Source organism: Spirochaetia bacterium, assembly GCA_022482625.1.
Classification (GTDB): domain Bacteria; phylum Spirochaetota; class Spirochaetia; order Sphaerochaetales; family Sphaerochaetaceae; genus Pleomorphochaeta.
The window spans coordinates 105,463-131,430 of sequence record JAKVOU010000001.1 but is presented as its reverse complement, the minus strand read 5'-3'; the positions used below and the strand labels follow the sequence as shown (position 1 = coordinate 131,430).

Here is a 25,968-nt window from a genome sequence, read left to right as displayed (position 1 = left end):
CAACGCTCGTATGGAAGTCAATAAAAGAACAATCTGCCCCCAAGGTCACGCACCTGACAGAAAAGATTGGATCGAGCCTCCATCCCACATATAAGGTGGGAGTGCCCTATCCGTATCCGGGGCATAAAGGAGGTCATCGTGCACGACAGGCTGAAACTACCCGCCATAGTGTTATTGGTTGTGGTTCCCCTTGCAACAGCTCTGTTGTCCATTTCCATAGGACGTTTTCCCATTCCGTTCTCCGATATCATTTCTGTACTTACAGGAGGACATGCAGCAAACCAGCAGATGGAAATAGTCATCAGGAATATACGTATTCCCAGAATTCTGCTTGCAATGCTCGTAGGAGCCGGCCTTTCAGTTTCAGGAGCGGCATTCCAAAGCCTGTTCACCAACCCGCTTGCCACCCCTGATACCGTCGGTGTAGCATCCGGTGCTTCCTTCGGTGCCGTACTGGCACTTTCCCTTGGCTTTTCCCTCATAGGTGTACAGATACTGGCTCTTGTATTTGGCCTTGTAGCCGTCATGCTGACCTTTCTCACCGGCAACAGCAATCACCAGATGGAACCGGCCACAGTCATACTTGCAGGTATCATCATCGGAGCTCTCTTCAACGCCTTCATCACATTGGTAAAGTATACGGCCGATGCAGAAACACAGCTGCCAAGCATTTCTTATTGGCTCATGGGTTCACTTTCCAGTGCAAACTATCACAGTCTGTTATTGGGAGCTCCCTTCATAGTAGTCGGATTAGTCCTGCTCTATCTGCTCAGATGGAGACTTAACATACTTACACTTTCTGTCGACGAAGCAAAAAGCACCGGTACAAACGTAGGACTGCTGAGAGCTACCACCGTTATCAGTGCTACGATGATCACGGCCTCGGCCGTAAGCATGTGCGGACAGGTCGGCTGGGTAGGCTTGCTGGTCCCGCACGCCTGCCGCATGCTCTTCGGCAGTGACAACAGCAAGCTGGTACCCGCTTCCATATCAATCGGAGCAACCTTCATGCTTATCATCGATACATTGGCAAGAAGTGCTACTGCAAGCGAAATACCGATTTCAGTCCTTACAGCCATCGTAGGAGCACCTTTCTTCATCCTGCTGCTCAGAAGAAAAGGAGGATGGAGCCTATGATCTTCGATGTCAAGGAAGGTTTCTTCGGATACAATGAAGCACGGTCTGTCTTGCATGACATCTCTTTCTCTACCGATGAAGGCGACCTGCTGGCTATCCTAGGTCCGAATGGCGCAGGAAAAACGACACTCCTGCGCTGCATGATGGGATTTCTACCATGGAAGAAAGGTTCAAGTTCCCTTTTCGGCAAGGATCTCAGACATTATGGCAGCCAGGAACTATGGAGCATCATCTCGTATGTGCCACAGGCAAAGAACAGACTTTCATCCCTTACCTGCCTGGAACAGGTCCTCCTCGGAAGGGCAAGCAGTCTCTCTTTCCTTGCCCTCCCCAAAAAGGAAGATCTCATCGCGGCACAAGAAGCCATGGAACAACTTGGCATCCTTGAACTCAGAGACAGGAAAGTCAACCAGCTGTCTGGCGGCGAAGTACAGATGGTACTCATTGCACGGGCCCTGGTATCAAATCCGAAGGTACTAATCTTGGATGAGCCCGAATCAAATCTCGATTTCAGAAATCAGATCATCGTACTCGATACCCTTTCCCGCCTTGCAGCCTCCGGTATGGGGGTCATCTTCAACACCCACTATCCCGACCACGCCCTGCAACGGGCAAACAAATCCCTTCTGCTTGAAAAAGGAGGCAAGGCAACCTTCGGTCCTACATATGAGGTGATCACCGAAGCTTCAATTGCCAGAGCCTTCGGCGTCAAGGCCATCATCGGGGAAATTGAAACAGACGACAAATGCTATCCCGACGTATTGCCCCTGGAAGTGCTCAACCAGGAAAAAAGGGAATTGTTCGAAAAGAAAATCAGCTGGAAGGAACATGAAAAGGAAAACGACACCTGTGAGCTTGCCAGCACACTTGCCATCCTTTCACTTATCATCGAAGATCCGACCATAACCCCTGAGATCAACACCATCCTGCACAGGCATGCTTCCATAATCACAGGCAGGATGGGCATGCGAAGCCGGAACAACCTGCAGTTGATCAATCTGACAGTTGAAGCACCGAAAGCCAAGATCATGGCTTTGAGCCAAGAACTTGGCAAGCTGAAACAGCTGAGTATCAAGACGACCTACTCAAAGGTCAAGGAATAAGATATGGAAAAGCAAACCAACAAGGATCTCATTGCAGAACTGGAATCTAAGAAAATACTTTCTGATGAAGGTTTCAGGCAGTTGCTGTCTACCTTCACCACAGAAGACAGGCTTCTCCTGGCACAGAGAGCAAGGACCGTCTGTGACAGGGTCTATGGCAAGAAAATATATCTTCGGGGAATCATCGAGTTCACGAACTGGTGCCGCAATGACTGCCTGTACTGTGGATTGCGACGAAGCAACAAAGAGGTCGTACGATACAGGATGAACAAAGAAGAGATACTTTCCTGCTGCAAAGTAGGCTATACCATAGGCATGCGGACTTTCGTACTCCAAGGAGGGGAAGACCTGACCTATGATGCCTCACTGTTCGAAGAAATCATACGGGCAATACGGAAAGAATTTCCAGACTGCGCAATCACGCTCAGCGTAGGAGAAAGGGAACATGACCTCTACCAGAAATGGTTCGATGCAGGTGCAGACAGATTCTTGCTCCGTCATGAATCAGCAGATCCGATCCATTATGCAAAGATGCATCCCAAGGTGCAGACACTGCAGCATCGTCTTGCTTGCTTGGAAGATCTCAAGCAGATCGGCTACCAAGTCGGGGCCGGCATGATGGTAGGAGCCCCTTATCAGACCGTTGACAACTTGGTAACAGACCTGAGGTATCTTGAAAAGTTCCGTCCGCATATGATCGGCATCGGTCCGTTCATTCCTCACAGCCAGACACCGTTCAGGAACGAACCACAAGGGAGTTTCGATCTTACTTTGGTCTTGCTTTCCATCCTCAGGCTGATGCGTCCCACCGTGCTGCTTCCGGCTACTACGGCAATGGATACCGTCAGGAAATATGGCAGGAAAGAAGCAGTACTGGCAGGCTGCAACGTCATCATGCCGAATATTACTCCGGCACGGCAAAGGGCAAATTATAAACTGTACAATGACATGGCCGAACTGAGAACAACACACAGCATCGGTATCAACGAAATAAACGACATGCTCCGTGACATCGCCTACTATGGTGTAACTGAACGCGGAGATTACAAGGAGGAAGCTCAGATATGATCAGATTGGCAATATACGGAAAAGGTGGCATCGGCAAGAGCACCACGGCATCAAACCTATCGTTGGCTTTTGCTAAAAAAGGCTACAAGGTCCTTCAGGTAGGCTGCGATCCAAAAGCAGATTCGACCCTCTTGCTCAGGAATGGAAAAGATTGCCCTACAGTCCTCGAATCCTTGAGGAAAAAGGGACCAACCGGCATAACCTTGGAGGATATGGTCATCAAGGGAACCGAAGGTGTCTATCTCAGTGAAGCAGGTGGTCCACCACCGGGACAAGGCTGTGCAGGACGAGGCATCGTCGCAGCCCTCCAAGAACTGGAAAAGAAACACGTATATCAGACCTACGGCATTGACATCGTCATCTACGATGTACTGGGAGACGTGGTATGCGGCGGCTTTTCCATGCCGATACGGGACGGCTATGCTGAAAACGTCTACATCCTTACCAGTGGAGAGAAAATGGCATTGCACGCAGCCATGAACATTGCCTTGGCTGTGGACAGTTTCAAGGACAGAGGCTATGCAACGGTTGCAGGCGTCATCCTGAACAAAAGGAATGTCGATAACGAAGAAGGAAAAATCAAGCAGTTCTGCGATGATATTGAGGCCCCGCTTGCGGGAAAACTGGATTTCAGCAAGGAAGTCCAAGAAGCTGATGAACAATCGAAGACAGTCCTTGAATTATATCCTGAAAGCTCCATGGCCCAGCAGTATATTGCCTTGGCAGAAAACATACTGAAATTGTCAAAGCACACCAAGGAGCCATCATGATCGACCTACACAAGATAGATTACTCGACGTTCTCCCTTCCCATAGCACAGGCAAACAAAAACAACCTTTTCTATGCAGGGCTACAGTTCGCACCACCAGCCAGAGGTCCATGGAACATTGTCCATCAAGGATTTCTTATGCCGGAAAGCCACGAAATCTTCGTCGGAGGCGAAGGCTGTATGCGCGGAGTCGTCCTGACTGCCTATGAAGCTGGCAAGGAAAAGCAATTCTCCTGCATCACCATCAAAGAACACAATGTCATTGACGGTACGATGGAACAACAGATAATAGACGGAGCCAGTGACATCATCGATAGGCTGGAACCAAAGCCGAAGGCCATCCAGATGTTTTCTACCTGCATCCACTACTTTACCGGCTGTGACCTGGAATATTGCTATGGACAATTAAGAAAGCGTTATCCGAATATCCGCTTCACAGACTGCTACATGACCCCCATCACCCAAAAAAGTGGCATTACCCCCGATGAGACGATGCGACGTCAGCTCTACTCCTTGATAGATATCAATGACAGACGGGACAACGGCATCACACTTTTAGGAAACAACTACCCGCTCGATCCTGACAATGAACTGTTACAGATGATTGCCAAGTCAGGAAGACCCTACCGCGACATCTGCCTCACAAAGACCTGGAAGGAATATGAGGAATTAGGAAAAAGCAAGACATTTTTCTATACCATTCCCTCAGCTGCAAAGGGAGCAGAAGCTCTGGTTGAAAGAATCGGAGGCGAACTTAAATACTACCCTGTCACCTATGACCTGGACAAACTGGAAAAAGCCGACACAGAAGCTGCTTCATTGCTCGGTGTGGCAAATTTCAACACAAAGGAAATCCATGACAAAATCGAAAACCAGTTGGCAAAAATTGCCAAGACATTGCAAGACTGGAAAGTAGCCATCGATTACACGGCGACTTCGGCACCGTTGTCCCTTGCCAGGCTACTACTCCAACACGGCATCAAGGTCAAGATAATCTACGTTGAAGCCGTAGCAAGGGAAGACAAGGAAAGTTTTGATTATCTGAAGGAACACTACCCTTCCCTTGTACTGGCTTGTCCCAGCCATCCAGCAGCAAGGTTTCTGCACCAGAAACAGGAGCATGTCCTGGCAATCGGACAAAAGGCGGCATATTACGAGGGAACGGACCACTTCGTGAACCTCATCGAAAACAGCGGACTGCTTGGGCTTTCCGGTGTAAGCAAATTGCTTGATCTCATAGAGGATGCATACGCCACAGCTCGGGATCCCAGCAAGATAATCCAGATCAAGGGATGGGGGTGCAGCAAATGAACAAAGATGCAATGATGATACTTCCGGTCTACACAAGCGATACCTCGGGAGTCTGTTCCGCCCTTTATGAGCTGGACGGCATGAGCGTCATACATGATCCTTCAGGATGCAACAGTACCTATAATACCCATGATGAACCCAGATGGTACACTATGCCATCAAGGATCTACCTTTCAGGCCTGATGGAATATGACGCCATACTTGGCAATGAAAGCAAGCTCATCGATGACTGTGTCACTACGGCAAAGGAACAACATCCCCGTTTCATCGCCCTTGCGCCTTCTCCCATTCCCATGATGATGGGACAGGATATCAAGGCCTTGGCAGGTATAATAGAACATAAAACGGGCATCCCTACCTTCGGTATTGCAACCGATGGCATGCAAAGCTACATCCAGGGAGCATCGGTTGCTTTGCTTGAATGGGCAAAACGCTTTGTCGTTGATACAGCAGACAAACTTCCGGGCACGATCAATATCCTTGGAGCCACTCCGCTTGATTTTGCCCGTCAGGATATCGTATCGGACATACAAAGAAGCCTTGAGGCAAGAGGCATGAAAGTACTGTCCGTCTGGGCCATGGGCAGCCGTCCTGAGGAAATGGCACAGGCAGGAAGCGCAGCCTGTAATCTTGTCATATCTTCCGTCGGGCTCAAGGTGGCAAAATATTTCAAAGAACGCTTTGGTACTCCCTACATCATAGCCCTTCCCTTCGGCAAGAAAGGTGCAGACGCACTCGTCTCGTTGCTCAAACGTGCAATGTCCGGGGAAGATGACCGGCAACTACGTGCCATATGGAAAGAACGTCTCACAGAAAAAAGAAAACCGGGCACGGCAACAGCCATCGTCTTGGGAGAACCGGTACAAAGCCTTGCCCTTGCGGCATTGCTTCCTTATCCGGCAAAGGTAGGTACTCTCCTGGAGGATGAAGGCAACGTACTGTCAAAACAGGATTACTTGGGTGAGGGAGAAGAGGAACTTCAGAGGGAACTTGAACATATGGAACTTGTCATCGGAGATCCGACATTCAAGTACATCACAAATGCACATACACGATTTGTCAGAGTCCCGCACTTTGCTTTTTCAGGCAGGATGTATACCGATGAGGTACCGTCTTTGTCCGATGGGAAAGGCAATGCATGGCTATTGGCAAATCAGTTGGACACATAGGAGAGAAAAAAGATGAACATGAAGAAACAGTCAATTACCTTGCTGCTGACAGCAGCAATCCTAATGACACCGCTTTTCGGGCAAGCACAGCAGGAGGCCCCTGCAGCTGCTACACAGCAAATGGTAGATATTACAGACAACAACGGTGATGTCACCACAGTCAAGCTCAATCCTCAACGGGTAGCCATTACTGATATCTATCCGCTTCCATCCGTCATGACCGTATTCCTCAACAGCAGCAAGACGATCGTCGGCATACATCCGACCAGCATGAGTGCTGCAAAGAATGGTCTCTTGGGACAGCTTTATCCTGATTTCCTGAACATTTCCACAGGCTTCATGCAGGGTGCAGATCTCAACGTTGAAGAGCTGATGAAACTCAATCCAGATGTGGTACTGTACAATGCAGAGTCAAAGTCCCAGGGAGAAAAGCTCAGACAGGCTGGTTTCAAGGCTGTGGGCGTCTCTGCCATAAAATGGGATTATGACGTACTGGAAACCTATAGACAGTGGACTGACATACTGGGAAAGCTGTACCCCGACCATGGGAATGTCGCAGAGAAGGTAGACAAATACAGCAAGGATACGAAGGCAATGATCGAGAAACGTACAGCAGGCTTGACCGACACCCAGAAGAAACAAGTACTGTTCCTCTTCCTCTACAACGACAAGAAGATGATTACCTCCGGCAAGCACTTCTTCGGACAATGGTGGGCAAATGCAGTCGGCGCCAAGAATATCGCAGAAGGCGTACAGCTGGGTAATTCCAATGCGGTAATTACCATGGAGCAGGTCTACGCATGGAACCCAGATGCCATCTTCATTACGAACTTCACCTCTGCGGAGCCTGAAGATCTGTACAACAATGCCATCGGAAGTGACGACTGGAGCAAGATCAAAGCAGTCGAAAACAAGCAGGTTTTCAAGATGCCACTTGGCAGCTACAGAAGCTACACTCCCGGCGTCGATACTCCGATTACCCTGCTATGGATGGCAAAGAAAGTTTATCCTGATCTTTTCGAAGATATCAACATCCCTCAGGAAACAAGGAAATACTACCATGACATCTACGGTATCAACCTCAGCGATGAACAGATTACAACAATGTTCAACGCAAACAGGGCTGCAGCCAATGGCTATCAGGTAAGAGCCCAGTAACCAACCAATTGCATTGCAGGCTTCCGTTAGTAAAGCAGACCGGGAACGAACATCAACTGTTCAATCCCGGCCTGTTTTTGTATGACAAACGGTGTTGGCTTTATTTGTCTTGTGGTTCCTCTGTCATGGCAGAGGGTTCCTGGACCGGCTGTGCCGCTGCAGGAGCCTGAACTGGCTGGCTTACAGGAGGGACTGAAGGCTGTGCCTTGGTTTCAGCAACCGATGTCCTTGTCTGCTTCTTGTTTGTCTTGTGAAAAAGAGGAGCATGACTCTTCTTTCCGTAGGACTCAGTGCTATGTGCGAAACAATAGACTGAAATTCCCAGCAGACAGACTGCACATACCAACAGGCTGCTACCTAAGATCAACAGCATCAGGGACAATGAGGAAAAACCAATACCGATGGCACCACCGAACCCTGGCCCCATTGCGAAGCCACCGGCATACTGTTGGATCGTAATCGGTGTCGAAGCCAATCTGAAGGCATTTACATCAAGGACAATTCCCAGCACCAGGGCAATGGCACTGAAAACCAACGTCCATACTGCACACTTTTTCATTTCGATGCTCCTTGTTATCAGTTATCATAAAAACGATAAATCCTAAGCCTTCAAAAGTAAATGGCAATGACATGAAGAAATATGTAGTTTGGATGTAACCAAACAGAAAAACATGCCTCAGGAGGCAACCAATAGCCTTTTTCATGAATTTGCAACACTTTCCCCACAACATGTAATTAACTTGGAACAAAAGATATGCAAAGAAAAAACAAAGAAATTTCATGTATATTTATACATTAGTTTGCATAAATAATTCAATTTCCCTTGCAAAAAGAGGTCTTTTCCTTATATTCTTTCGACAATACAGGAAAGGAGCAAGTTATGAAATCATCCATGGTAGCCACAATCCTGGCTTTCGCAATCTACCTAGTCATCCTCATTGTCATCGGCATAAAATCTTATGGCAAGAATTCCGATGCCGACGATTACTTTTTGGCGGGGAGACAACTAGGACCTTGGTTTACGGCACTTTCGGCCGAAGCATCAGACATGTCAGGATGGCTTCTCATGGGACTACCGGGACTGGCTTGTTTTCTAGGGCTCAAGGAAGCTTTCTGGACTGCTCTGGGCCTCAGCGTGGGTACTTACCTCAACTGGCTTTTCGTTGCAAAAAGACTTCGGAAATATTCCATACATGCTGGGAACTCCATCACTATTCCCGAATATCTGACCAATCGGTTCCATGATGAAAAGCATATACTTTCAACCATTGCTTCCATATTGATCCTTATTTTCTTTACCGTCTATACAGCAAGCGGGTTCCTTACCTGTGCAAAGCTCTTCAACAGTGTCTTCGGGCTCAGCTACCCCGTAGCTCTTCTGCTCGGCGTGGCAGTCATTCTGGGATACACGCTCCTAGGAGGCTTCCTTGCAGTCGTCTCAACTGACTTCATACAGGGTATTCTGATGTTCATAGCCTTGATTTCCACCGTGCTTTTTGCTACAGCGGCCCTTGGTGGTTTTGACAAGACCTATGCGGCAGTTGCATCCATAGGACAGGAATTCATCACGCCCTTTGCAAAGAGTGGACCAAGCTTCGGGTTCATGCAGATTGTCTCGGCACTGGCATGGGGACTGGGTTATTGCGGCATGCCTCATATCCTTGTACGCTTCATGGCAATCAGGAGCAACAAGGAAATAAAAACCTCAAGAAGAATTGCCATGGTCTGGGTCGTAATTGCCCTCATTGCAGCATTGCTCATGGGAGTAATCGGACACGCATTCCTTGCTCCGACCACCTTTGCAAGCCAAGCCGAAGCGGAAAAAGTCTTCATCATCAGCATGCAAAGGCTGTTCCCTGCTTTCATTGCCGGTATTTTCCTCTGTGGAATCTTGGCCGCCAGTATGTCCACTGCCGATTCACAGCTGCTGGTAGCAGCTTCAGCCTTCAGCAAGGATGTGTACAAAGCACTGCTCAGAAAGGATGCAAGCGACAAGGAGACCCTTCTGGTATCCAGGATTACCGTACTTACCGTTGCCTTGATTGCCGGATTGCTGGCCATGGATCCTACTTCATCAATCTTCGATGTCGTCTCCTATGCCTGGGCAGGTTTCGGAGCATCCTTCGGACCTGTGATCCTCCTCTCTCTCTTCTGGAAAAAGGCATCCAGGGAAGGTGCTATAGCCGGTATGATTTCAGGATTCGTTACCGTTGTCATCTGGAAACAGCTGTCAGGCGGTATATTCGATGTATATGAACTGTTGCCTGGTTTTATCATTGCTCTTCTGGTAATGCTGGTAATCGGTTTGGTACGGCAGGACAGACAGGATCCCATGGTAGCCGGACAATTCGATGAATTCCTTGCCATCAAGGACAGTGATCAGGACGCCTAAGCCAGGGCAGCCTTGCAAAGTGCAATCAATGCCTTGGAAATCTCTGCGATGGTCAAGTCATCAAGGAACATGATTCCCGAGGCAGCGATGCCACTGGCCCAGTTGATGCAATAGGCAATACCAGCAAAAGCGATGCCGGCTTCTGCCATGAGAAAAATTTCCGGGCAACCCGTCATGCCGACAAAATCCCCACCAAGATGGGAAAACATCCGTATTTCAGCACGGCTTTCCAGCCTAGGGCCATTGGTACATACATAGATACCGCCTTCTGAAAGAGGAAACTTCAATTTCCTGGCTACAGAAAGAAGTTTCTCCTGCAATGCATGGGAAAAAGGTTGTTCCATAGATACATGTGCAACAGCCGCTCCTTCACTATCCTGAAAAGTACCGGCCCGATTGCCTCCCGTGAAGTCAATGAAATCCGATATCAAAGTTACTTCTCCAGGAGCAATGCGACGTGTAATGGCTCCTACAGAATAGATACCTACGGCCTCATCAACACCCAATTGCTTCAAGGCTGCGACATTTGCACGATAATTGATGAGATGCGGTGGTATGGAATGCTTGAACCCATGACGGGGCAAAAAGACCAGGTTGTTCCTTTCAAACAGTTTCACTTTGCCATATTCAGTCGTGATTTCTACAGGTTCACATTCCCTGTACAGTTCATCAAGACCTGTACCTCCGATTATTGCTTTCATACGAATGCTCCTTGTATCTGTCCAGGTGTAAGTACACCTTTGCCGGTAACAACGGCAGTGACCAAATCCGGATCAATGACATCAAAAGCAGGATAAAGCCCTTCTATTCCCTCCGCTGTGGTCGGTTTTCCCATAACCACGGTAACTTCCCGGGGATTTCGCATCTCCATGACAATATCGCCGGCATCATGCCGTGAACTATCAGGGGACATTGCAAATGCATAGTAAGGAATTCCATACAGGCATGCAGCAATTGCATTGGCAAGGGTTCCGGTCTTGTTGACTACAGTGCCATCCATGGTCACCAGGTCTGCAGCAGTCATATACTTGGTGATTTCGTGTTCTCTCATGAAATGTGCTCCCATACCGTCAGTAATGATCCTGCAGTCTATTCCCATTTCCTGCAGGCTGGGTGCAGTGAGTCTGGCTCCCTGCAAGTATGGCCGGGTCTCATTCACCAGCACGCGGATGTGCTTTCCCTGTTTGGTTGCATGGAAAAGAGAAAGCAGGAACGTATGTTCTGCAAAACAGGTAGTAAGCACGACATCCCCGTCTTCAAGCAACGAGGCCCCATACTCTGCCATACGGTCATAGAGCTGATCCAACTCTTCTTCCCTCTGCCCGACCAGCCGTCTGACTTGTATACTGGCATTTCCCTTGGAAAGCTCACCTTGGTCATAAAGCATGTTGATCTTGGAAATAAGCTTTTCAGTTTCCCTTTTCATCGTAGTATTGGTAGGTCGGCTTCCGAGGACAGGACGAAGACAATCACTGAAGGTATCTTTTCCAAGCGGCAGTTTTCCCTCATCAATCAATGATGCAGCAAATTCCAAGCAGGTCAGTGCAACCTGGAGGGGGCCTCCACCCTGGGTGACCATACATTTCAGTGCGGAAGCAACCTCTTCAAAGGTCTGGCAGGCCACATCCTTTCTCTCAAAAGGAAAACTCCTCCGGTCTCCTATATAGAAGATATCATCAGCATAATGGCAGATATGGTCCTTCTGAAGTACATAAGGCAAATCAAGCACAATCATTATCCTCACTGCATACATACAGCATACCTGCATTGGAAGAGCAATGCAAGAAAATAATATGATGGAATGACAGTCATTTTTGGCTTGGATTGCCTTGGCTCACACAAACTACACATTTGTCAAAACAAAATATCTGATTGTTCACAATATAGATAAGGGGCCATAACAACGGCAGTTGCCAAAGTACTGTTTGACGAAAACAAAAAGTTGACGTACTCTTGTGAAAAAGAATGTCATTTACCACGTAAAGCGTGAGATAAGGAAATGCAAATGAAAAACAAAAGAAAATCCGTGCTGATCATAGCTGCAGTTTCCCTGCTGTTGACTTCAACAATGCTTTTTGCAGAAGGAACCAGAGAAGTCGCTCCTGAGGCAGATGTAGCAAAAGTCGTCAACATCACGAAAACCGGAGAAGGAGAATGGAATTTCGATGTAGTGACCGAAAACGCAGAGACAACCATCCATGTCGATCCCTCAACGAAAAGTATCATGAATCCGGCAAACTACAGAATCGGTGATTATATTACGGTCAACCCAGATACCGATACCATCCGTTACATCACGCCGCTGGTAATCAACGGCATTGTTCCGTTCAAAGAGTTCCCCGTACAGATTACGGTTCCTCCGACTGACTATGGCACAGACAACTTGGCCCAGGCATTTTCCTATGCATATGGTGAGTTGATCGGTAAATCGATGAACGACAACAAGCTCACGCTTCAAGGTGGCTATTTTGCACGAGGCATCATTGATTGCGTCAATCAGGCAGAGCATACGCTCTATACCATGGATCAGCTTACAGATTTCCTGAAAACCTTCCAGAACGACATAATGGCAAACAACAAGCTGCCAAAGGACAACGGAGAGAAGATGGACATGGACCAGGTCAAGCAACTGGAATCAAGCGACAATATAGACAATGAATATTCCTACGCCTATGGCTATCTGCTTTCAGCCCAGATGCTTTCACAGGGACTGGACATCGAGGGAGATTACCTTGCCCAAGGAATCCTTGATCACCTCTTCAGCAATACACCGTTGATCACTGACGTCCAGCAGCAACTGGCAATGAATGATTATCAGAAGCAGTATACGGAAGAACGCCAGCAGGAAGCTGCAAAGCTTGCCAAGGAAAATCTTGCCGCTGCAGAGACCTTCCTCAAGACCAACAAGACAAATGCCGATGTTACTACCACAGCTGATGGCATCGAGTATAAGGTCCTTACGGCAGGAGACGGCCCTATCCCGGCAAGTACCGATACGGTGACCCTCAACTACGAACTCTCAGATCCTAAAGGAAACGTCATTTCGACAAGCTTTGGTAGCAAACCCGTGCAGTTTGCCCTCAATCAGGTAGTACCTGGTTTTGCCGAAGCCGTAGAACAGATGCATGTGGGGTCGACCATCATCACTTGGATCCACCCTTCACTTGGCTATGGGGAAAATGGAACACAGGGCATCGAACCGAACATGATGCTTACCTTCAAGATTCAGCTGATTTCCATTGATACCGCTGCTGCAGCCACTACTCCGGCTAGTACTGATGCTACAGCCAATGCCTCGGCAGGTACCGATGCTGCGGCTTCCGCAAAGTAAACGCACAATCACCAAATCGCAAATTGCTTGCCGCAAAGCCTAAACCAGGCTTTGCGGCTTTTTCATACCTTTGGAAAGCATATACAGGGGAGTACATTCTTGACCTTACCTATATGTCTGGGGTAAATGTTTCCATCTGTGATAATTTGGATAATTTTTTCCTTTGAAAGAAAATATTGTCAAACATATCAAAAATATCCATTATTTGCCGAAGTTGTGATTTTCTTTGCAAATACTGTTTACATTGTGTGATAAAAGCTCTATTATCATATACAAAATTTTGTAAATTTATTGAATAAATATACAGAGGGTTTTATGAAATTTCTTCAGAAATTGAGTAATTTTGTCGGAAAGTACATGGCGTACATCGTGCTCGTCATTGCAGCGTTGGCTCTTTTCGTGCCACAGACATTCACCGGTTGGCTTACTACCTCATGGGTTGTTCCTTTGTTGATGGTGGTCATGTTCGGTATGGGACTTACCATCAAGCCGGCAGATTTTGCTGTCGTATTCAAACGTCCTCGGGATGTCATCATCGGTTTCATTACCCAGTTTACCATAATGCCGTTGCTGGCTTTTGGCTTAGGTAAGGCATTTCACCTGCCTGATGCTTTGCTGGTCGGGGTCGTCTTGGTAGGTACCTGTCCCGGCGGTACGTCATCAAATGTCATGACGTATCTCGCAGACGGAGATGTCCCTCTCTCAGTGGGTATGACCTGCGTTTCAACGATCTTTGCTCCGTTGCTTACGCCCATAATTACGTACCTACTGCTCCGTACCACCGTTGCCGTACCCGTCGCCAGCATGATCCTTTCAATCGTAAAGGTCGTCTTGATTCCGATCGGACTGGGATTCGTCATCAACCACTTCTTTGAAAAGCAGACCCAGCAGGCAGTATCTGTGCTGCCCTTGGTTTCAGTCACGGCAATCGTATTGATCGTAGCTGCCGTCGTATCGGTAAGTGCTGCCAAGATCCTTTCCAGCGCAGCAATAGTCTTTGCAGTCGTCATCCTGCACAACTGTTTTGGTTATCTGGCAGGCTTCCTCGTTGCACGGGCATTGCATCTGAACATTGCAAAGAGCAAGGCTCTTGCCATTGAAGTCGGCATGCAGAACAGCGGATTGGCTACCAGTCTGGCAAAGACGACATTCCCCACAGAACCCATGGCAATGGTTCCAGGAGCTATCTTCAGCGTCTGGCATAACATCAGCGGCGCAATCCTTGCAAATATCTTTTCCAACATCAAGGACAAGGAAAAGGCTCCTGCCATGGCGGATGATACCGCAACTATCTGAGCAAAATCAGATTGCATGGCAACAAAAAGCTGGCAGGCCTCAGGGCATCTGCCAGTTTTTTTGTTGCAGTGCATAGTAATCACACCGATAGTCTTGAAACATACTACATCATTTTGACGAAGCTTTTTCCCTTCTCAGCTTGTCAAAATCTATAAGGAACTGGGCAGTTCCTTCTATGCCCAACAAGGAAGAGTCAATTGAAATATCATAATTTTCACATGCACCCCATTTCTTGTCGGTAAAATAGTTGTAGTAGTGAGCCCTTATCTTGTCATTCTTCAGGACTTCATTCGTCGCTTTCTTTTCAGGAATCTGATATAGGTTGATAGCTCGTTCCATCCTGTCATCAAGAGGTGCGGTGATAAATGCAGACAACAACCTGTCCCTGTTCTCACGCAACACATAATCAGCACATCTGCCGACGATGACACAGGCCCCCTTGTCAGCTATTTTCCTGATGGTATCACATTGGATAAGGAAGACCCTTTCATTCAAAGGCAATTCTGACATGCCTAGGTTTGAAGTTGCCAGAGGAAAAGCTCCGAAGGGATTTGTCCCGACCAGCAAAGACTGGAAAAAGGAATTCGCCGCCTTTTCATCTGCGTTTTCTATGATTGCTTCATTCAGGCCACTGTCCTTTGCAACAAGGGAGATAAGCTCCTTGTCATAAAAAGGTATATTCAGTTTCTTTGCAATTTCGCTTCCCACTCTGCGTCCGGCGCTTCCGAACTGCCTGCCGATCGTAAAAATCGTATCAAATGCCATATATGCACCTCCCAAACCATAACTTGATTATAGCACTGAGAGATACCCTGCGTAAACAAAAACAATTTCAAAGGGAGACACTTCATCAAAAAAATATTTATTTTTTTGTTTCATGCTGAAAAAAACGGTACAACTGATGAGAAAAAGCCTTCCGTGCCGACTCTCCGAGTACCATTCTGAATTTTTCCTCGCCTTCACTTCCAAGTCCAAGGGCAGAAACAGCGGACCTCATCCTATAGACAAGTTCCATCGATGCATCATGGGCCAAATCAGCGACAGCAGGGCTTTGCAGACTTGCTTCCGACCATGAGAAGAATGCCCCTTGTCCTTCCGCAATCAGCTTCCGTGCCTTATCAATTTCAGTTGTACGGGCAGCAAAGCGTATATGAAGTCTGTCTGGCCTCACAAGGACAATCCGATCATCGTCTTCGACATCATGGGGAGAAGCAAGGTCATAGACCAGACACCGCTCAGGAAGACTGCCATGGGGAAAAGCAAAATCCAAACCGCTGGTAGAACAGACAACGGCCTGGGCATCCCTTGCCTTTGCAAAACGCTGGGCATAACCTACGGCGGCAATGCCGTCAGGAACAAGCAGGTCCTTCTTCTCAATATCCCGCAAAGTCATCGTCACATGGATGCCATGTTCAGCAAACTTCCTGGCACAAAGCCGGGCCTGTCCATTGGAACCTACTACCAGCAAATCGTCAACATCCCTATGCCTGCGTACAAGGTCTTCTATTATTGCCTGTGGAACAGATGGATCGGGTATCTGCAAATTGACAGATGAAGCCACTTTCCGACCTGTTTCCACAGCTTTCCTAACCAAGACTTCAAGATAGCTGCAACTACAGCCGCATATCCTGCTTTGTTCTAGGTCACGGGTCATCTGATGCATGATCAGCTGTTCTCCGAACAATGCCGAATCCAAGCCGCAGGCCAATTCAAAGATGTGTTCGATACAGGCAGTTTCTCCTTCGATGAGATTACAGTACGGCTTGTATGCAAGGATAGGAAGAGACAAGACCCTGAGCAATGTTTCGATGAAATCCCCTTCTGCACCGACAGCCCACAATTCAAGACGGTTACAGGTATGAAGCAACAATACGCCTTCAAGCTGGAGACGGGACTTGAACAGGCAGAGCAGTCTAGCCTTCTCAGCAAGTTTCCCCTCCAGCAGTTTCCGCAATGCATTGTCATCACGGAAATCAAGGCTGATGATTGAAAATTTCATGGTAATCCCCCAGCCCTTGCAAATGCAAAGAGGTACTGCTGGACAAGGCCTTGATAAGGTGCAAAGCAAGATGTTTCCCTGTCAGGGAACCAGCAGCCCATTACCCTGTTGATCCACACATCCCGGGGAAATGCCGACAGGTCATGCAAGCCGAAAAGCCTGATGCAAGCACTTACCTTCGGCCCTATCCCGCGGGTCTTGCGCAATACTTCATCGACCTCATCTGCTTCAAGACCTGCAATTCCCAGCAACTTGTCGCTCCTATCCACGGCATCCAGCACGTAGCCTGCACGGAATCCCAAACCAAGTTCCCGTAGCTCATGTTCACTCACATGGGACATCTGTTCAGGACGGGGAAAGGCATGGAAGCCTTCACCGACATCAGTCCCATAGGCAAAGGACAGACGGTCATAGAGACCTTCAATCCTCTTGATGTTATTGTTCTGGCTCAAAATGAAGCCGATTATGGTTTCCCATAGGTCCTGTCGCAAGATATGGATCTCACCAAGTTGTCCTACAGCTTTTTTCAGAATAGGATCCATCTGTGAAATCTCAGAAAGCGCCTTCACATAGTCAAAATCAAAATCAAGATACCTATAGAGAAAAGAACCCTCTTCCGGTTCATCATGTTGGCAGATATGGCGGAGCTCTCCTTCCAATACGGCACACCAACCATTTCTTTCCTTTCGCCAGCAAAAACATTGTCCGCAGAAAAGGGTATGTTCCAGATGAAAATCCATACTAGCTGAAAAGCGCTGTAGAAAGATAACGTTCACCGCTGTCAGGAAGTATAACGGCAATCCGGCTCCGAGGATGGGCATTGCTTACCTCAACGGCGGCAGCAAGGGCAGCACCTGATGAAATTCCGACAAGCAGTCCCTCTTCCTTTGCCGCACGGCGGGCATATGCCATGGCAGCCTCATCATCCACTCCAATGACCTTGTCGACCAAAGAGGCATCATAGTTGCCGGGTATGAAGCCTGCACCGATACCCTGGATGCCATGAGGGCCAGGTTTTCCGCCTTCAAGGACAGCTGAAGCCGATGGTTCCACCGCAATGACCTGCACATGGGGAGCCTGCTCCTTAAGATATCTTGCACTGCCGCAGAGCGTACCACCGGTACCTACCGTTGCAATGAAGAAATCTATCTTGCCATCCATATCCCTGTATATTTCAGGACCTGTAGTCCTGTAATGCGCCAGAGGATTGTCAGGATTGTCAAACTGGGAAGGAATGAAGTACTTGGCATCCTGGACAGCAAGTTGCTTTGCCTTATCTATTGCTCCCTGCATTCCTTTTTCACCAGGAGTCAGGATGAGCTCGGCTCCTAAAGCTTTCACGAGCTTTCTTCTTTCGATGCTCATCGTCTCAGGCATTACAAGGATACAATGATATCCCTTTACTGCGGCCACGAAGGCAAGACCTATGCCGGTATTACCGCTGGTAGGTTCTACTATGACTGAGCTGCTGTGAAGCAAGCCTTTTTTCTCCGCTTCTTCGATCATCACAAGCGCAACCCTGTCCTTGGCACTGGAAAGCGGATTCATTCCTTCGACCTTTGCATACAGGAAACGGTCCTTCCCGGCCAAATGCCGGATGTGAACCAACGGTGTATTGCCGATTGCCTTTGTAATATCTGGAATCAACATATTGGCTACCTCTTGTACAGAAACTACTTCAAAGGTTTTCTTTAGTCAATGAGAACGGAACATGCTTTTCCACGGTACACAAGGAAAAGAAACGGCAATTTACCGGTTTTCTTCGTTCTGTCGGGCAAGACCCCCCTTTTCACTTGCAGATATTCGCATTATATTTACACCCGGCAAAGGATTGGAATCCTACCATGAATATTCAAGGAGCATAATTATATGACGCTGGATAGGGAAACGACAGCAAAGCTTGAGCGGGCCATTACCGCAGAAACGTTCAATACGTTTGACAAGAAGGCTTGCCTTGAAATAGAAGAACAGATTGACGGCCATAAGTATTTCCTTGGACTGGACACCCACACGTCCCCTTCATGGGAAGAAGCCGCTGAAAGCTATTTCAAGACTATATTCAGGCCTTTGATGAAACTGGTCTGCAGTTGGGAATTCGATGTTTCATTTCCAAAGAAAGAAAAATCGAAACTTTATTTTGAGCTTGTGGACCACCTGTATTTCGAAAGGTTGAAACGCCCAAGCATAACAGCAGAAGAAGCTGCTGAGGAATATTGTACGGCATATGGGGACAACAGAAGAGGAAGACTTCTGGTCCATATGCTGCAGCATCACAGGTGTTGAATCAGGATCGTACAGCCCCCTAGGAAGGAGGCTGGCCTTTCCTGACTTTTATTACTGCAGGTAGAGGAAGCCTTCGGCAACTTCGTCACGCTTTGCCTTTCCAAGCAATTTCTCGACCAAGGCAAAGGCAAAATCCATTGCAACAGCCGGTCCCTGGGCTGTAATGAGACGGTCATCGACTACCAGACGTTTCTTTGAGAACTTGAAAGACGGACAACTCTTTTCCATTCCCGGATAACAAGTCGCTTCATGGCCTTCCAGAATTCCAGTCTTGCCCAGCACGACAGCAGGCGAAGCACAGATACAACCCACGATTCCTTTCTGAGCCGTGTTGATGATCCGTTCCATGGCCTCATATGATTCTGCAATGTTGACAGCACCGGGAATGCCACCGGGAATGACAATCATATCATAGACCTTGTCACAGTCGGCGACATCCTTGTCTGTCTCGACGGCTACCTTATGTGCGCCGACAATATGTTTGCCTCCGACACCTGCAACGGTAACCTCGACCCCGGCCCGACGCAATACGTCAATGGGAAGGATTGTTTCCGCTTCTTCGCTGCCATCTGCAAACAATACCAATGCATTCATAATCTTTTCTCCTTGCCAGCTTGTCGCCATCCCGACCTACAGAGGGCGGGACAATGTCTCATCATACTTTGCCCTACGGAGCAGCTGACAGGCTCCCGTCAGGATTCTCTGCGTCTCGTCAAAACCGATGCAGCCATCCGTAACTGATACTCCATACTTAAGCTTGACATCATCATCAAGGCATTGGGAACCTTCATACAGGTTGCTTTCAAGCATAAAGCCCCTGATTGCATGTTCTCCCCAGCAGACCTCATCAATGACAGCACGCAGTACCCGTGACTGCAGAGAAAATCTCTTGCGGGAATTTGCATGGGAACAGTCAATGATAATCCGAGGTTGGAGACCGGCTTCTACCATCCGCTGCTTTGCCAATTCAACCTCGTCCTCATAGTAATTAGGGCCTCTGTCACCACCGCGAAGGATCAGGTGCCCAAGGTCATTGCCGGTAGTCCGTATCACCACATCGCTGCCATTGCGGTCAATACCGATGAAAGCCGCAGGAATATTGCATGACTTTATGGCATTGATAGCATTGGTAACACATCCGTTGGTACTGTTCTTGAAGCCTACGGCAACCGACAGACCGGAAGCAATGTTCCGGTGTGTCTGGCTTTCCGTAGTTCTCGCGCCTATGGCCGACCAACTCATCAGTTCGTCAATGTACTGGGGAACGACAGGATCAAGCACCTCACAGCCGACAGGAAGGCCGATCTCCGTAATTTCAAGCAACAGATGCCTGGCTACTTCCAGTCCCTTGCCGATCTTGTAGGAATGGTCCATATCAGGATCTACGATCAGACCTTTCCAGCCGCCGACCGTCCTAGGTTTTTCAAAGTATGTTCTCATGACAATGAAAATTTCATCCTGCAGGCTGTCGCTGAGTACTTTCAGCTTGGAAGCATACTCACGGGCAGCTTTCGGATCATGTATCGAACAAGGGCCGACTATGGCAAGCAGACGCTTGTCTTCACCCTTCAGAATTGCATTTACCGTCGCCCTGCTCTCCCTGATCTTTGCCTCAAGTTCCTTGGTAAGAGGAAATTTCTTATTGAGCTGTGCAGGAGTAATCAACGGTTCATAGCTTTTGATCCTGATATCTATATTGCCTGTACTCATGCTACCCCTCGCACTTTTTTCTCATGTCTTGGTGTGTCCATTATCATCATCCTTATTTTTTTCTTCCTGTTTATGGGTATAGAGAAATCGTTTGATCTTCAATGTCGGTGTCCGCTGGAACGGCTCTTCCTGCACCTTGGCAGAATTGAGCCGTGAGAAGGAATTCAATTCCTTGTTCACGTCTCGTTTCAGCTTGTTCACATATTCTGCTGCGGCAACCTTGGCATCATTGTATGAAAGTTTTTTTATGGCAGCATAAGCTTCCAGATCAAGCTTGATCAATGCCATCAGCCCTGCGCCATCCGGTACGACAAGGGATTCCTGCACGAACTCCATGTTGTTGAGCAGGTTCTCAATTGACTCAGGATAGATGTTCTCTCCCCCTGCGCCTAAAATCATCGTCTTTGACCTTCCCCTCAGGCAAAGCCGGTTGCCTTTCATGATACCCAAATCACCAGTACGGAAATAACCGTTTTCTGTAAACACCTCGGCATTGAGATCATCCCTCTTGTAGTAGCCTTTCATCAGGTTCGGACCTTTTACCATGATTTCGCCTATGCCGGTCTTTGGGTCAACTTGATCAAACTTGACACTGACGTATGTCACCAACTTGCCGATCGTTCCCAATTTATGATCAGAGTGCTTTGGCTTGCAACCGGCTATGAGAGGACTGGTTTCAGTCATGCCATATCCAAGTGCATAGGGGAACCTTGCATCGTATAGGAACTTTTCAACCTCAGGATCAAGAGGAGCACCTCCCAAACCAAAGAATTTCACCCTTCCTCCGAATGTAATCATCAGCTTACGGCCGATGACCTTCGATACCGTCCTGCGAGTCAACCTATGTCTCATCAGCATTGCCAGCAGCTTGTTGCCCTGTATGGCAGGCAATACTGCCGAACGATAGACCTTCTCCATCAGCAAAGGAACCGAAAGTATGATCCGTGGCCTGATCTTAGCCAAGGCAGGCATCAGGATGCTAGGGGCCGGCGGCTTGCCAAGGAAACAGACTTTTCCCCCGTTCATCATCAGCACCAGCTGTCCGATGGTAAACTCATAGACATGGCTGACAGGAAGAATGGACAACAAGGTATAACCCGGATGGATCTTGACAAATTTATAACTGCCCTCATCAGCATTTGACAGCAGGTTCCTGTGGGTAAGCATGACGCCTTTGCTGGTTCCTGTGGTACCGCTGGTATAGATGATCGACGCAAGGTCCTCTTCCTCAACCTGCAGCGCCGAAATCTGTTCATCAAGTTTCCTACTATGCTTGAAACGGCTGAGATCTATTCCTGGTGATTCACAGAAATCCTTCCGTCCCATGATCTCCCCACGGACATTCTTGGGAATGTAGAACAGGTCATCGAGACGGACAAGCGGGACATCAGGATGCTGCTTCAGATAAGGAAGCACCTTTTCGACCTGCTTGCAATTGACTACCACAGCCTCTGCGCCGCAATGATCAAGGATCATATTCATTTCCTTGGCAGAGAAATCAGGAAGTATAGGTACGGCAATGCAATCCATGCAGGTCGTCGCAAAATAGGCAATCATCCAATTCGGGCAAGATTCACCGACCAATGCAATCCTCTGTTGCGGATGCATACCCTTTTCGACCATAAAGGCCATGGCATTCTGGACCATTACATTGAATTTGCCATAGGTGATATATTCTTCGTCGCCGTATGTAGCAAGATAAGGACGCTTGAAATTCCTTGATACCGTACAACGAAGGAGTGCCGGCATAGTAAACTTGTCCAGGCTCCGCATCCGGATCCCATCGGGCCTTTTTATAGCCAAACACTTTTTATAGGTCATGACTTCCATATGTCTGGGCATCTTTCCCTTGACAACTTTCCTGCTAGCCATGAAGCACCTCCGCCGGATTCACTGCTTCGCCCCGTGGACATGCAAAAGTAAAGAAAGGAAAATTACAACTTTGGGCTCCTGCATTGACCAAATCAACCGTATTGTTATTACGGGACAGATGTATAAAGAATACAGCATTTCCATGAAAACCGCTATCCTTAATGAACTGGAAAGCCTGAGTATTTGACAAATGTCCCCACTTGCCGCTTATACGTTGCTTGAGAAAAGCCGGATAGGCACCTTCCTGCAGCATCTGAGGATCATAATTCGCTTCCAGATACAGCATGTCACTCGCATAGGCATATCCTGCCATTTCAGAGCTGGTAGTACCTGTATCGGTAATAAGAGTCACATGCTCACTGCCACGGGAAATGAAGTAACCGACGCTCCCCTTGCTGTCATGGCTTGTCTTGAAACTGCTGAGGCAGAAGTTTCCGACAGCAACAGGTACAGACGGCTCAGTAAGCCTTACCGTTTCTTCCGGCAAACCCAACTTGGCAAATTTGGTACGCTCACCTTCCACACCTTCCCTGTTCATGTACACAGGAAGACCGAGTTTCCTGGCGAATACGCCAAGACCCCGATGATGGTCAGGATGGAAATGAGTCAGGAAAACACACCGGACTGCATCAAGAGGGACATCAAACTGTACCAGACGACGTTTCAATTCGGCAAGGGAAAAACCATCATCGATCAGCACGGCATCCTTGCCGTCATAGAATACATAGCCATTTCCACAGGAACCTGACCCTAATACTGCGTGGAACATATTTATACTATCCCCCATGTTCCCAACGTTGCCCGGTCAAAGCCAACGGCTACACGTCCTTTGCTGCGAAGTATCGGGGTCTTCATCAGCTGGGGATGTTCAATCAATTCTTCCCTGACATCATAAGTCCTGTACTCATAGCCATTCTTTTTGTAATAGCTGCTATCCTTGTCAAGCAAGTCTTCTGCATCAACAGCAGTAAAAATATGTTCCCATTCCCCTGCGGAAAGTTCCCTTTTCCCTAGGTCGACGAACTGGAAGTCCACACGGGATTCACGGCAATTTCTCATAGCCTTCTGCGTCTGCCGGCAGTTTCTCCATCCGATGATCTGCAACATATAGTGCTCCCTGGCGCCTATGATACGAAACCAAGAGAAAAATGACAACAGCAGGTTTATGTATAGAGTGCATTGATCTCCTTCTGATATAGTTTTTCAATGGCAAAGCGCTTGAGTTCATGTTTTGCGCTCAGTTCTTTTCCGACTTCAAATGGCTTATCCAATATATACACCTTGGCAATCTGCTCATATTTCTTGAATCCAGCACGGATGTTGACCTTGTCTTCTATCCTTCTGAGTATCAGGGACCGTAGCTCCTGGAAATAATTCGGAGTCCCTATGGTCGGCAGATTGGCAGAAGCCAGATACTCTTTTATATTCGCAGGATCCAGGACAACAAGGGCCGAAAGGAATTTCCTGTCCTGCCCGATTACCACAGCATTGGCAAACACATCATCTTCGAGTATCTTTGCTTCTATCGGCACAGGTTCAAGGTTTTCTCCACCGGCAAGCACGATGGTATCCTTTGCACGTCCTGCTATGACAATCTCACCGCTGACAGTCTTCCGTACCAGGTCCCCGGTATTGAGGAATCCTTCTTTATCGAAGACCTTCTTCGTTTCGCCTTCCATCTTGAAATAGCCTTTCATCACCTGAGGTCCATTGACCCACAGCACGCCCTTCTCCCCGATGGAAGCTTCGCTGCCATCGTCTTTCAGTATCCTTACCCGGGTACCGTCAAGAACCGACATGGCACCGAGCCTGCCCCCATGGAGCCTGCGTACGGAAATAATCGGACCGGTCTCGGTCATCCCATAGCCATCCAGCAGCCTGATGCCACAGGCATCAAAGAACCGGTCGATCATGGCAGGAAGGGAACCGCCTCCGGAAACCCCTGCGATCAGATTGGGACCGAAATTTTTCCTCAACTTGGAAAATACAGCAGCATCAGCGAACTTTGCAAAAGGAAAAAGCAAAGCAACCTTCACTGCGGCCTTGGTACGGCTTTTCTTCCGACCTGAACCAAAATCAGGAAAACTATCATTGAAAATGTTGAGATTATCGCGATAGGCAGTACCCACTGCGAAAGAAAACCTGCCGATAGCCTTCTCAACCTCATTGCTACGTTCGACTTTATTCCAGACACCCTTGTAAATCATCTCCCATATTCTTGGCACCGATGCAAACCAATGAGGTTCTACCTGCTTGAAATCAAGCATAAGCCGGCTACCCAGCGGCTTGGAGTAAGCAATGCACTGCCCATAGGACAAGGCAACATAGGTTGCCATACGCTCAAAGATATGCCAGATGGGCAGTACGGACAGCCAACGCTGTCCCGGTTGGAATGCCCCGTCGACAATCTGCTGAAGATGCCTGAACTGGTACATGAAATTGCCATGGGTCAGCATGACTCCCTTGCACAGTCCTGTCGTACCGCTGGTAAAGATGACCGTAGCGATATCCTCGCCTTGCCCATCAGCCAGTCCAGCCAAGATTTCTGTCTCTGAAGAGCTGGACGGAATACCGACAAGCAAGCTGTTGAAGTCAATCACTTCAAAAGAATTACAAGGAACTGAAGTATCTTTCTGCTGAAGTATGATGACCCTCTGCAAGGCAGGAAGCTGTTCCTTGAGTTTTTCCAGCCTTGCAAGCATTGCCTGGTCAGCAGCGAAACAGGTGTGAGCCTCACAGGTCGAAAGTATCTGCAGGATTTCCTGGTCCGTCGCATCCGTACCCCGAGGTACATCCGTTGCTCCCAAATACTGGAGCGCAAGGTCACTGAGCAACCATTTTGAACTGTTGTCAGCAAGGATAGCAACCATGTCACCTCTTCTGATACCCAACTGCCTAAGTCCTGTCGCCAAAGCCAGCACCTTTTTTTCAAAAGCAAGGTAAGTAACCGGCACAAAAGCACCTTTGCCGGATTTTCTTTCCCAGATGACATCCAGATCAGGATATCGCTGTACGTTTGCATGGAACATCTGTGCTATGGTCTGCATATTTGTCTCCTTGCCAGTCATGGCCATTGTTTTTATTCTGACACTTTTATATATTTTTGTCTATTTTGACATTTATGGCAAATAATGTCAAGTATAAATATCTGACTGTCCTCTATCCCGGCAAAGGCAATCCGAATTAAAAAATTATCTGTCCATCGTTTTTTTTCCCCGATGACTTGACGGCCAAGGGAAAAAACATTGATAATTACATGATTTCCAACATATACTGGAAAAATAAAAACACCTGCAGACGGTAGGTTGCTTTTTTTTCAATTTCGCAGTGGAATCGTACAGGTATACGACAACAATTGAATTTGATAGGA

Annotated in this window: 24 protein-coding genes; 11 read left to right on the top strand and 13 right to left on the bottom strand. The window is 47.9% G+C overall.

Annotated features, from left to right (window positions below; all coding sequences use genetic code 11):
- The first annotated feature begins 138 nt into the window (after window positions 1-138).
- Genes LKE40_00625 through LKE40_00595 form a run of 7 tightly spaced genes read left to right on the top strand, consistent with a single transcriptional unit; the run spans window position 139 to window position 7,715 of the window.
- Window positions 139-1,137, top strand: a complete 999-nt coding sequence (locus LKE40_00625; protein MCH3916001.1) for an iron ABC transporter permease — start codon at window positions 139-141, stop codon at window positions 1,135-1,137.
- Window positions 1,134-2,240 (top strand): ATP-binding cassette domain-containing protein, encoded by a 1,107-nt coding sequence (locus tag LKE40_00620; GenBank protein ID MCH3916000.1) that lies wholly within the window; start codon window positions 1,134-1,136, stop codon window positions 2,238-2,240. The genes LKE40_00625 and LKE40_00620 overlap by 4 nt, the downstream gene beginning before the upstream one ends.
- 3 nt (window positions 2,241-2,243) lie before the next feature.
- Window positions 2,244-3,308 (top strand): [FeFe] hydrogenase H-cluster radical SAM maturase HydE, encoded by a 1,065-nt coding sequence (gene hydE, locus LKE40_00615; GenBank protein ID MCH3915999.1) that lies wholly within the window; start codon window positions 2,244-2,246, stop codon window positions 3,306-3,308.
- Window positions 3,305-4,078 (top strand): nitrogenase iron protein NifH, encoded by a 774-nt coding sequence (locus LKE40_00610; protein ID MCH3915998.1) that lies wholly within the window; start codon window positions 3,305-3,307, stop codon window positions 4,076-4,078. The genes hydE and LKE40_00610 overlap by 4 nt, the downstream gene beginning before the upstream one ends.
- Complete coding sequence (locus LKE40_00605; GenBank protein ID MCH3915997.1) at window positions 4,075-5,388, top strand: nitrogenase; 1,314 nt, start codon at window positions 4,075-4,077, stop codon at window positions 5,386-5,388. The genes LKE40_00610 and LKE40_00605 overlap by 4 nt, the downstream gene beginning before the upstream one ends.
- A complete protein-coding gene (locus LKE40_00600) occupies window positions 5,385-6,557 on the top strand; it encodes a nitrogenase component 1 (protein MCH3915996.1) in 1,173 nt (390 codons plus the stop codon). The genes LKE40_00605 and LKE40_00600 overlap by 4 nt, the downstream gene beginning before the upstream one ends.
- A gap of 12 nt (window positions 6,558-6,569) precedes the next feature.
- Window positions 6,570-7,715 carry an ABC transporter substrate-binding protein gene (locus LKE40_00595; GenBank protein MCH3915995.1) on the top strand — a complete coding sequence of 382 codons (1,146 nt, stop codon included), beginning with the start codon at window positions 6,570-6,572 and terminating at the stop codon, window positions 7,713-7,715.
- Window positions 7,716-7,815: 100 nt separating this feature from the next.
- On the opposite strand, the gene LKE40_00590 is transcribed toward LKE40_00595, so the two are convergent.
- Complete coding sequence (locus LKE40_00590; GenBank protein MCH3915994.1) at window positions 7,816-8,274, bottom strand: hypothetical protein; 459 nt, start codon at window positions 8,272-8,274, stop codon at window positions 7,816-7,818.
- A 321-nt stretch (window positions 8,275-8,595) separates the two neighbouring features.
- Here LKE40_00590 and putP point away from each other — a divergent pair, with 321 nt between their 5' ends.
- Window positions 8,596-10,107 carry a sodium/proline symporter PutP gene (gene putP, locus LKE40_00585; GenBank protein MCH3915993.1) on the top strand — a complete coding sequence of 504 codons (1,512 nt, stop codon included), beginning with the start codon at window positions 8,596-8,598 and terminating at the stop codon, window positions 10,105-10,107.
- Here putP and LKE40_00580 read toward each other — a convergent pair.
- Entirely contained in the window at window positions 10,104-10,808 is a 705-nt protein-coding gene (locus tag LKE40_00580) for an MTAP family purine nucleoside phosphorylase (protein ID MCH3915992.1), read from the bottom strand. The genes putP and LKE40_00580 overlap by 4 nt on opposite strands.
- Complete coding sequence (locus LKE40_00575; protein MCH3915991.1) at window positions 10,805-11,842, bottom strand: translation initiation factor 2; 1,038 nt, start codon at window positions 11,840-11,842, stop codon at window positions 10,805-10,807. Before LKE40_00575 ends, LKE40_00580 begins: the two co-directional genes overlap by 4 nt.
- 270 nt (window positions 11,843-12,112) lie before the next feature.
- On the opposite strand from LKE40_00575, the gene LKE40_00570 reads away from it, so the two are divergent.
- On the top strand, window positions 12,113-13,438 hold the full coding sequence (locus LKE40_00570; GenBank protein MCH3915990.1) for an FKBP-type peptidyl-prolyl cis-trans isomerase: 1,326 nt from the start codon (window positions 12,113-12,115) through the stop codon (window positions 13,436-13,438).
- 315 nt (window positions 13,439-13,753) lie between these two features.
- Window positions 13,754-14,734: a bile acid:sodium symporter family protein gene (locus LKE40_00565; GenBank protein MCH3915989.1), complete on the top strand. Its 981-nt coding sequence runs from the start codon at window positions 13,754-13,756 to the stop codon at window positions 14,732-14,734.
- A gap of 108 nt (window positions 14,735-14,842) precedes the next feature.
- On the opposite strand, the gene LKE40_00560 is transcribed toward LKE40_00565, so the two are convergent.
- From LKE40_00560 to cysK, 4 genes are all read right to left on the bottom strand, one after another.
- Window positions 14,843-15,499, bottom strand: coding sequence for a cytidylate kinase-like family protein (locus tag LKE40_00560; GenBank protein ID MCH3915988.1), 657 nt, complete (start codon window positions 15,497-15,499; stop codon window positions 14,843-14,845).
- 97 nt (window positions 15,500-15,596) lie between these two features.
- Window positions 15,597-16,733: a hypothetical protein gene (locus LKE40_00555; GenBank protein MCH3915987.1), complete on the bottom strand. Its 1,137-nt coding sequence runs from the start codon at window positions 16,731-16,733 to the stop codon at window positions 15,597-15,599.
- Complete coding sequence (locus LKE40_00550; protein ID MCH3915986.1) at window positions 16,730-17,473, bottom strand: DNA lyase; 744 nt, start codon at window positions 17,471-17,473, stop codon at window positions 16,730-16,732. The genes LKE40_00555 and LKE40_00550 overlap by 4 nt, the downstream gene beginning before the upstream one ends.
- 1 nt (window position 17,474) lies before the next feature.
- On the bottom strand, window positions 17,475-18,383 hold the full coding sequence (gene cysK / locus LKE40_00545; GenBank protein MCH3915985.1) for a cysteine synthase A: 909 nt from the start codon (window positions 18,381-18,383) through the stop codon (window positions 17,475-17,477).
- Between the two features lie 219 nt (window positions 18,384-18,602).
- Between cysK and LKE40_00540 the strand changes: the two genes are divergently transcribed.
- Window positions 18,603-19,016: a hypothetical protein gene (locus tag LKE40_00540; protein ID MCH3915984.1), complete on the top strand. Its 414-nt coding sequence runs from the start codon at window positions 18,603-18,605 to the stop codon at window positions 19,014-19,016.
- Between the two features lie 51 nt (window positions 19,017-19,067).
- Here the strand turns inward: LKE40_00540 and LKE40_00535 are convergent, their stop codons facing one another.
- Genes LKE40_00535 through LKE40_00510 form a run of 6 tightly spaced genes read right to left on the bottom strand, consistent with a single transcriptional unit; the run spans window position 19,068 to window position 25,645 of the window.
- A complete protein-coding gene (locus tag LKE40_00535; protein ID MCH3915983.1) occupies window positions 19,068-19,610 on the bottom strand; it encodes a DJ-1/PfpI family protein in 543 nt (180 codons plus the stop codon).
- A gap of 36 nt (window positions 19,611-19,646) precedes the next feature.
- Window positions 19,647-20,726, bottom strand: a complete 1,080-nt coding sequence (locus LKE40_00530) for a 3-deoxy-7-phosphoheptulonate synthase (protein MCH3915982.1) — start codon at window positions 20,724-20,726, stop codon at window positions 19,647-19,649.
- A gap of 21 nt (window positions 20,727-20,747) precedes the next feature.
- Window positions 20,748-22,598, bottom strand: a complete 1,851-nt coding sequence (locus tag LKE40_00525; GenBank protein MCH3915981.1) for an AMP-binding protein — start codon at window positions 22,596-22,598, stop codon at window positions 20,748-20,750.
- Window positions 22,591-23,367 carry an MBL fold metallo-hydrolase gene (locus tag LKE40_00520; protein MCH3915980.1) on the bottom strand — a complete coding sequence of 259 codons (777 nt, stop codon included), beginning with the start codon at window positions 23,365-23,367 and terminating at the stop codon, window positions 22,591-22,593. Before LKE40_00520 ends, LKE40_00525 begins: the two co-directional genes overlap by 8 nt.
- Window positions 23,368-23,369: 2 nt before the next feature.
- Window positions 23,370-23,705 carry a hypothetical protein gene (locus LKE40_00515; GenBank protein MCH3915979.1) on the bottom strand — a complete coding sequence of 112 codons (336 nt, stop codon included), beginning with the start codon at window positions 23,703-23,705 and terminating at the stop codon, window positions 23,370-23,372.
- 56 nt (window positions 23,706-23,761) lie between these two features.
- Window positions 23,762-25,645, bottom strand: a complete 1,884-nt coding sequence (locus tag LKE40_00510) for a long-chain fatty acid--CoA ligase (GenBank protein ID MCH3915978.1) — start codon at window positions 25,643-25,645, stop codon at window positions 23,762-23,764.
- Window positions 25,646-25,968: the final 323 nt, after the last annotated feature.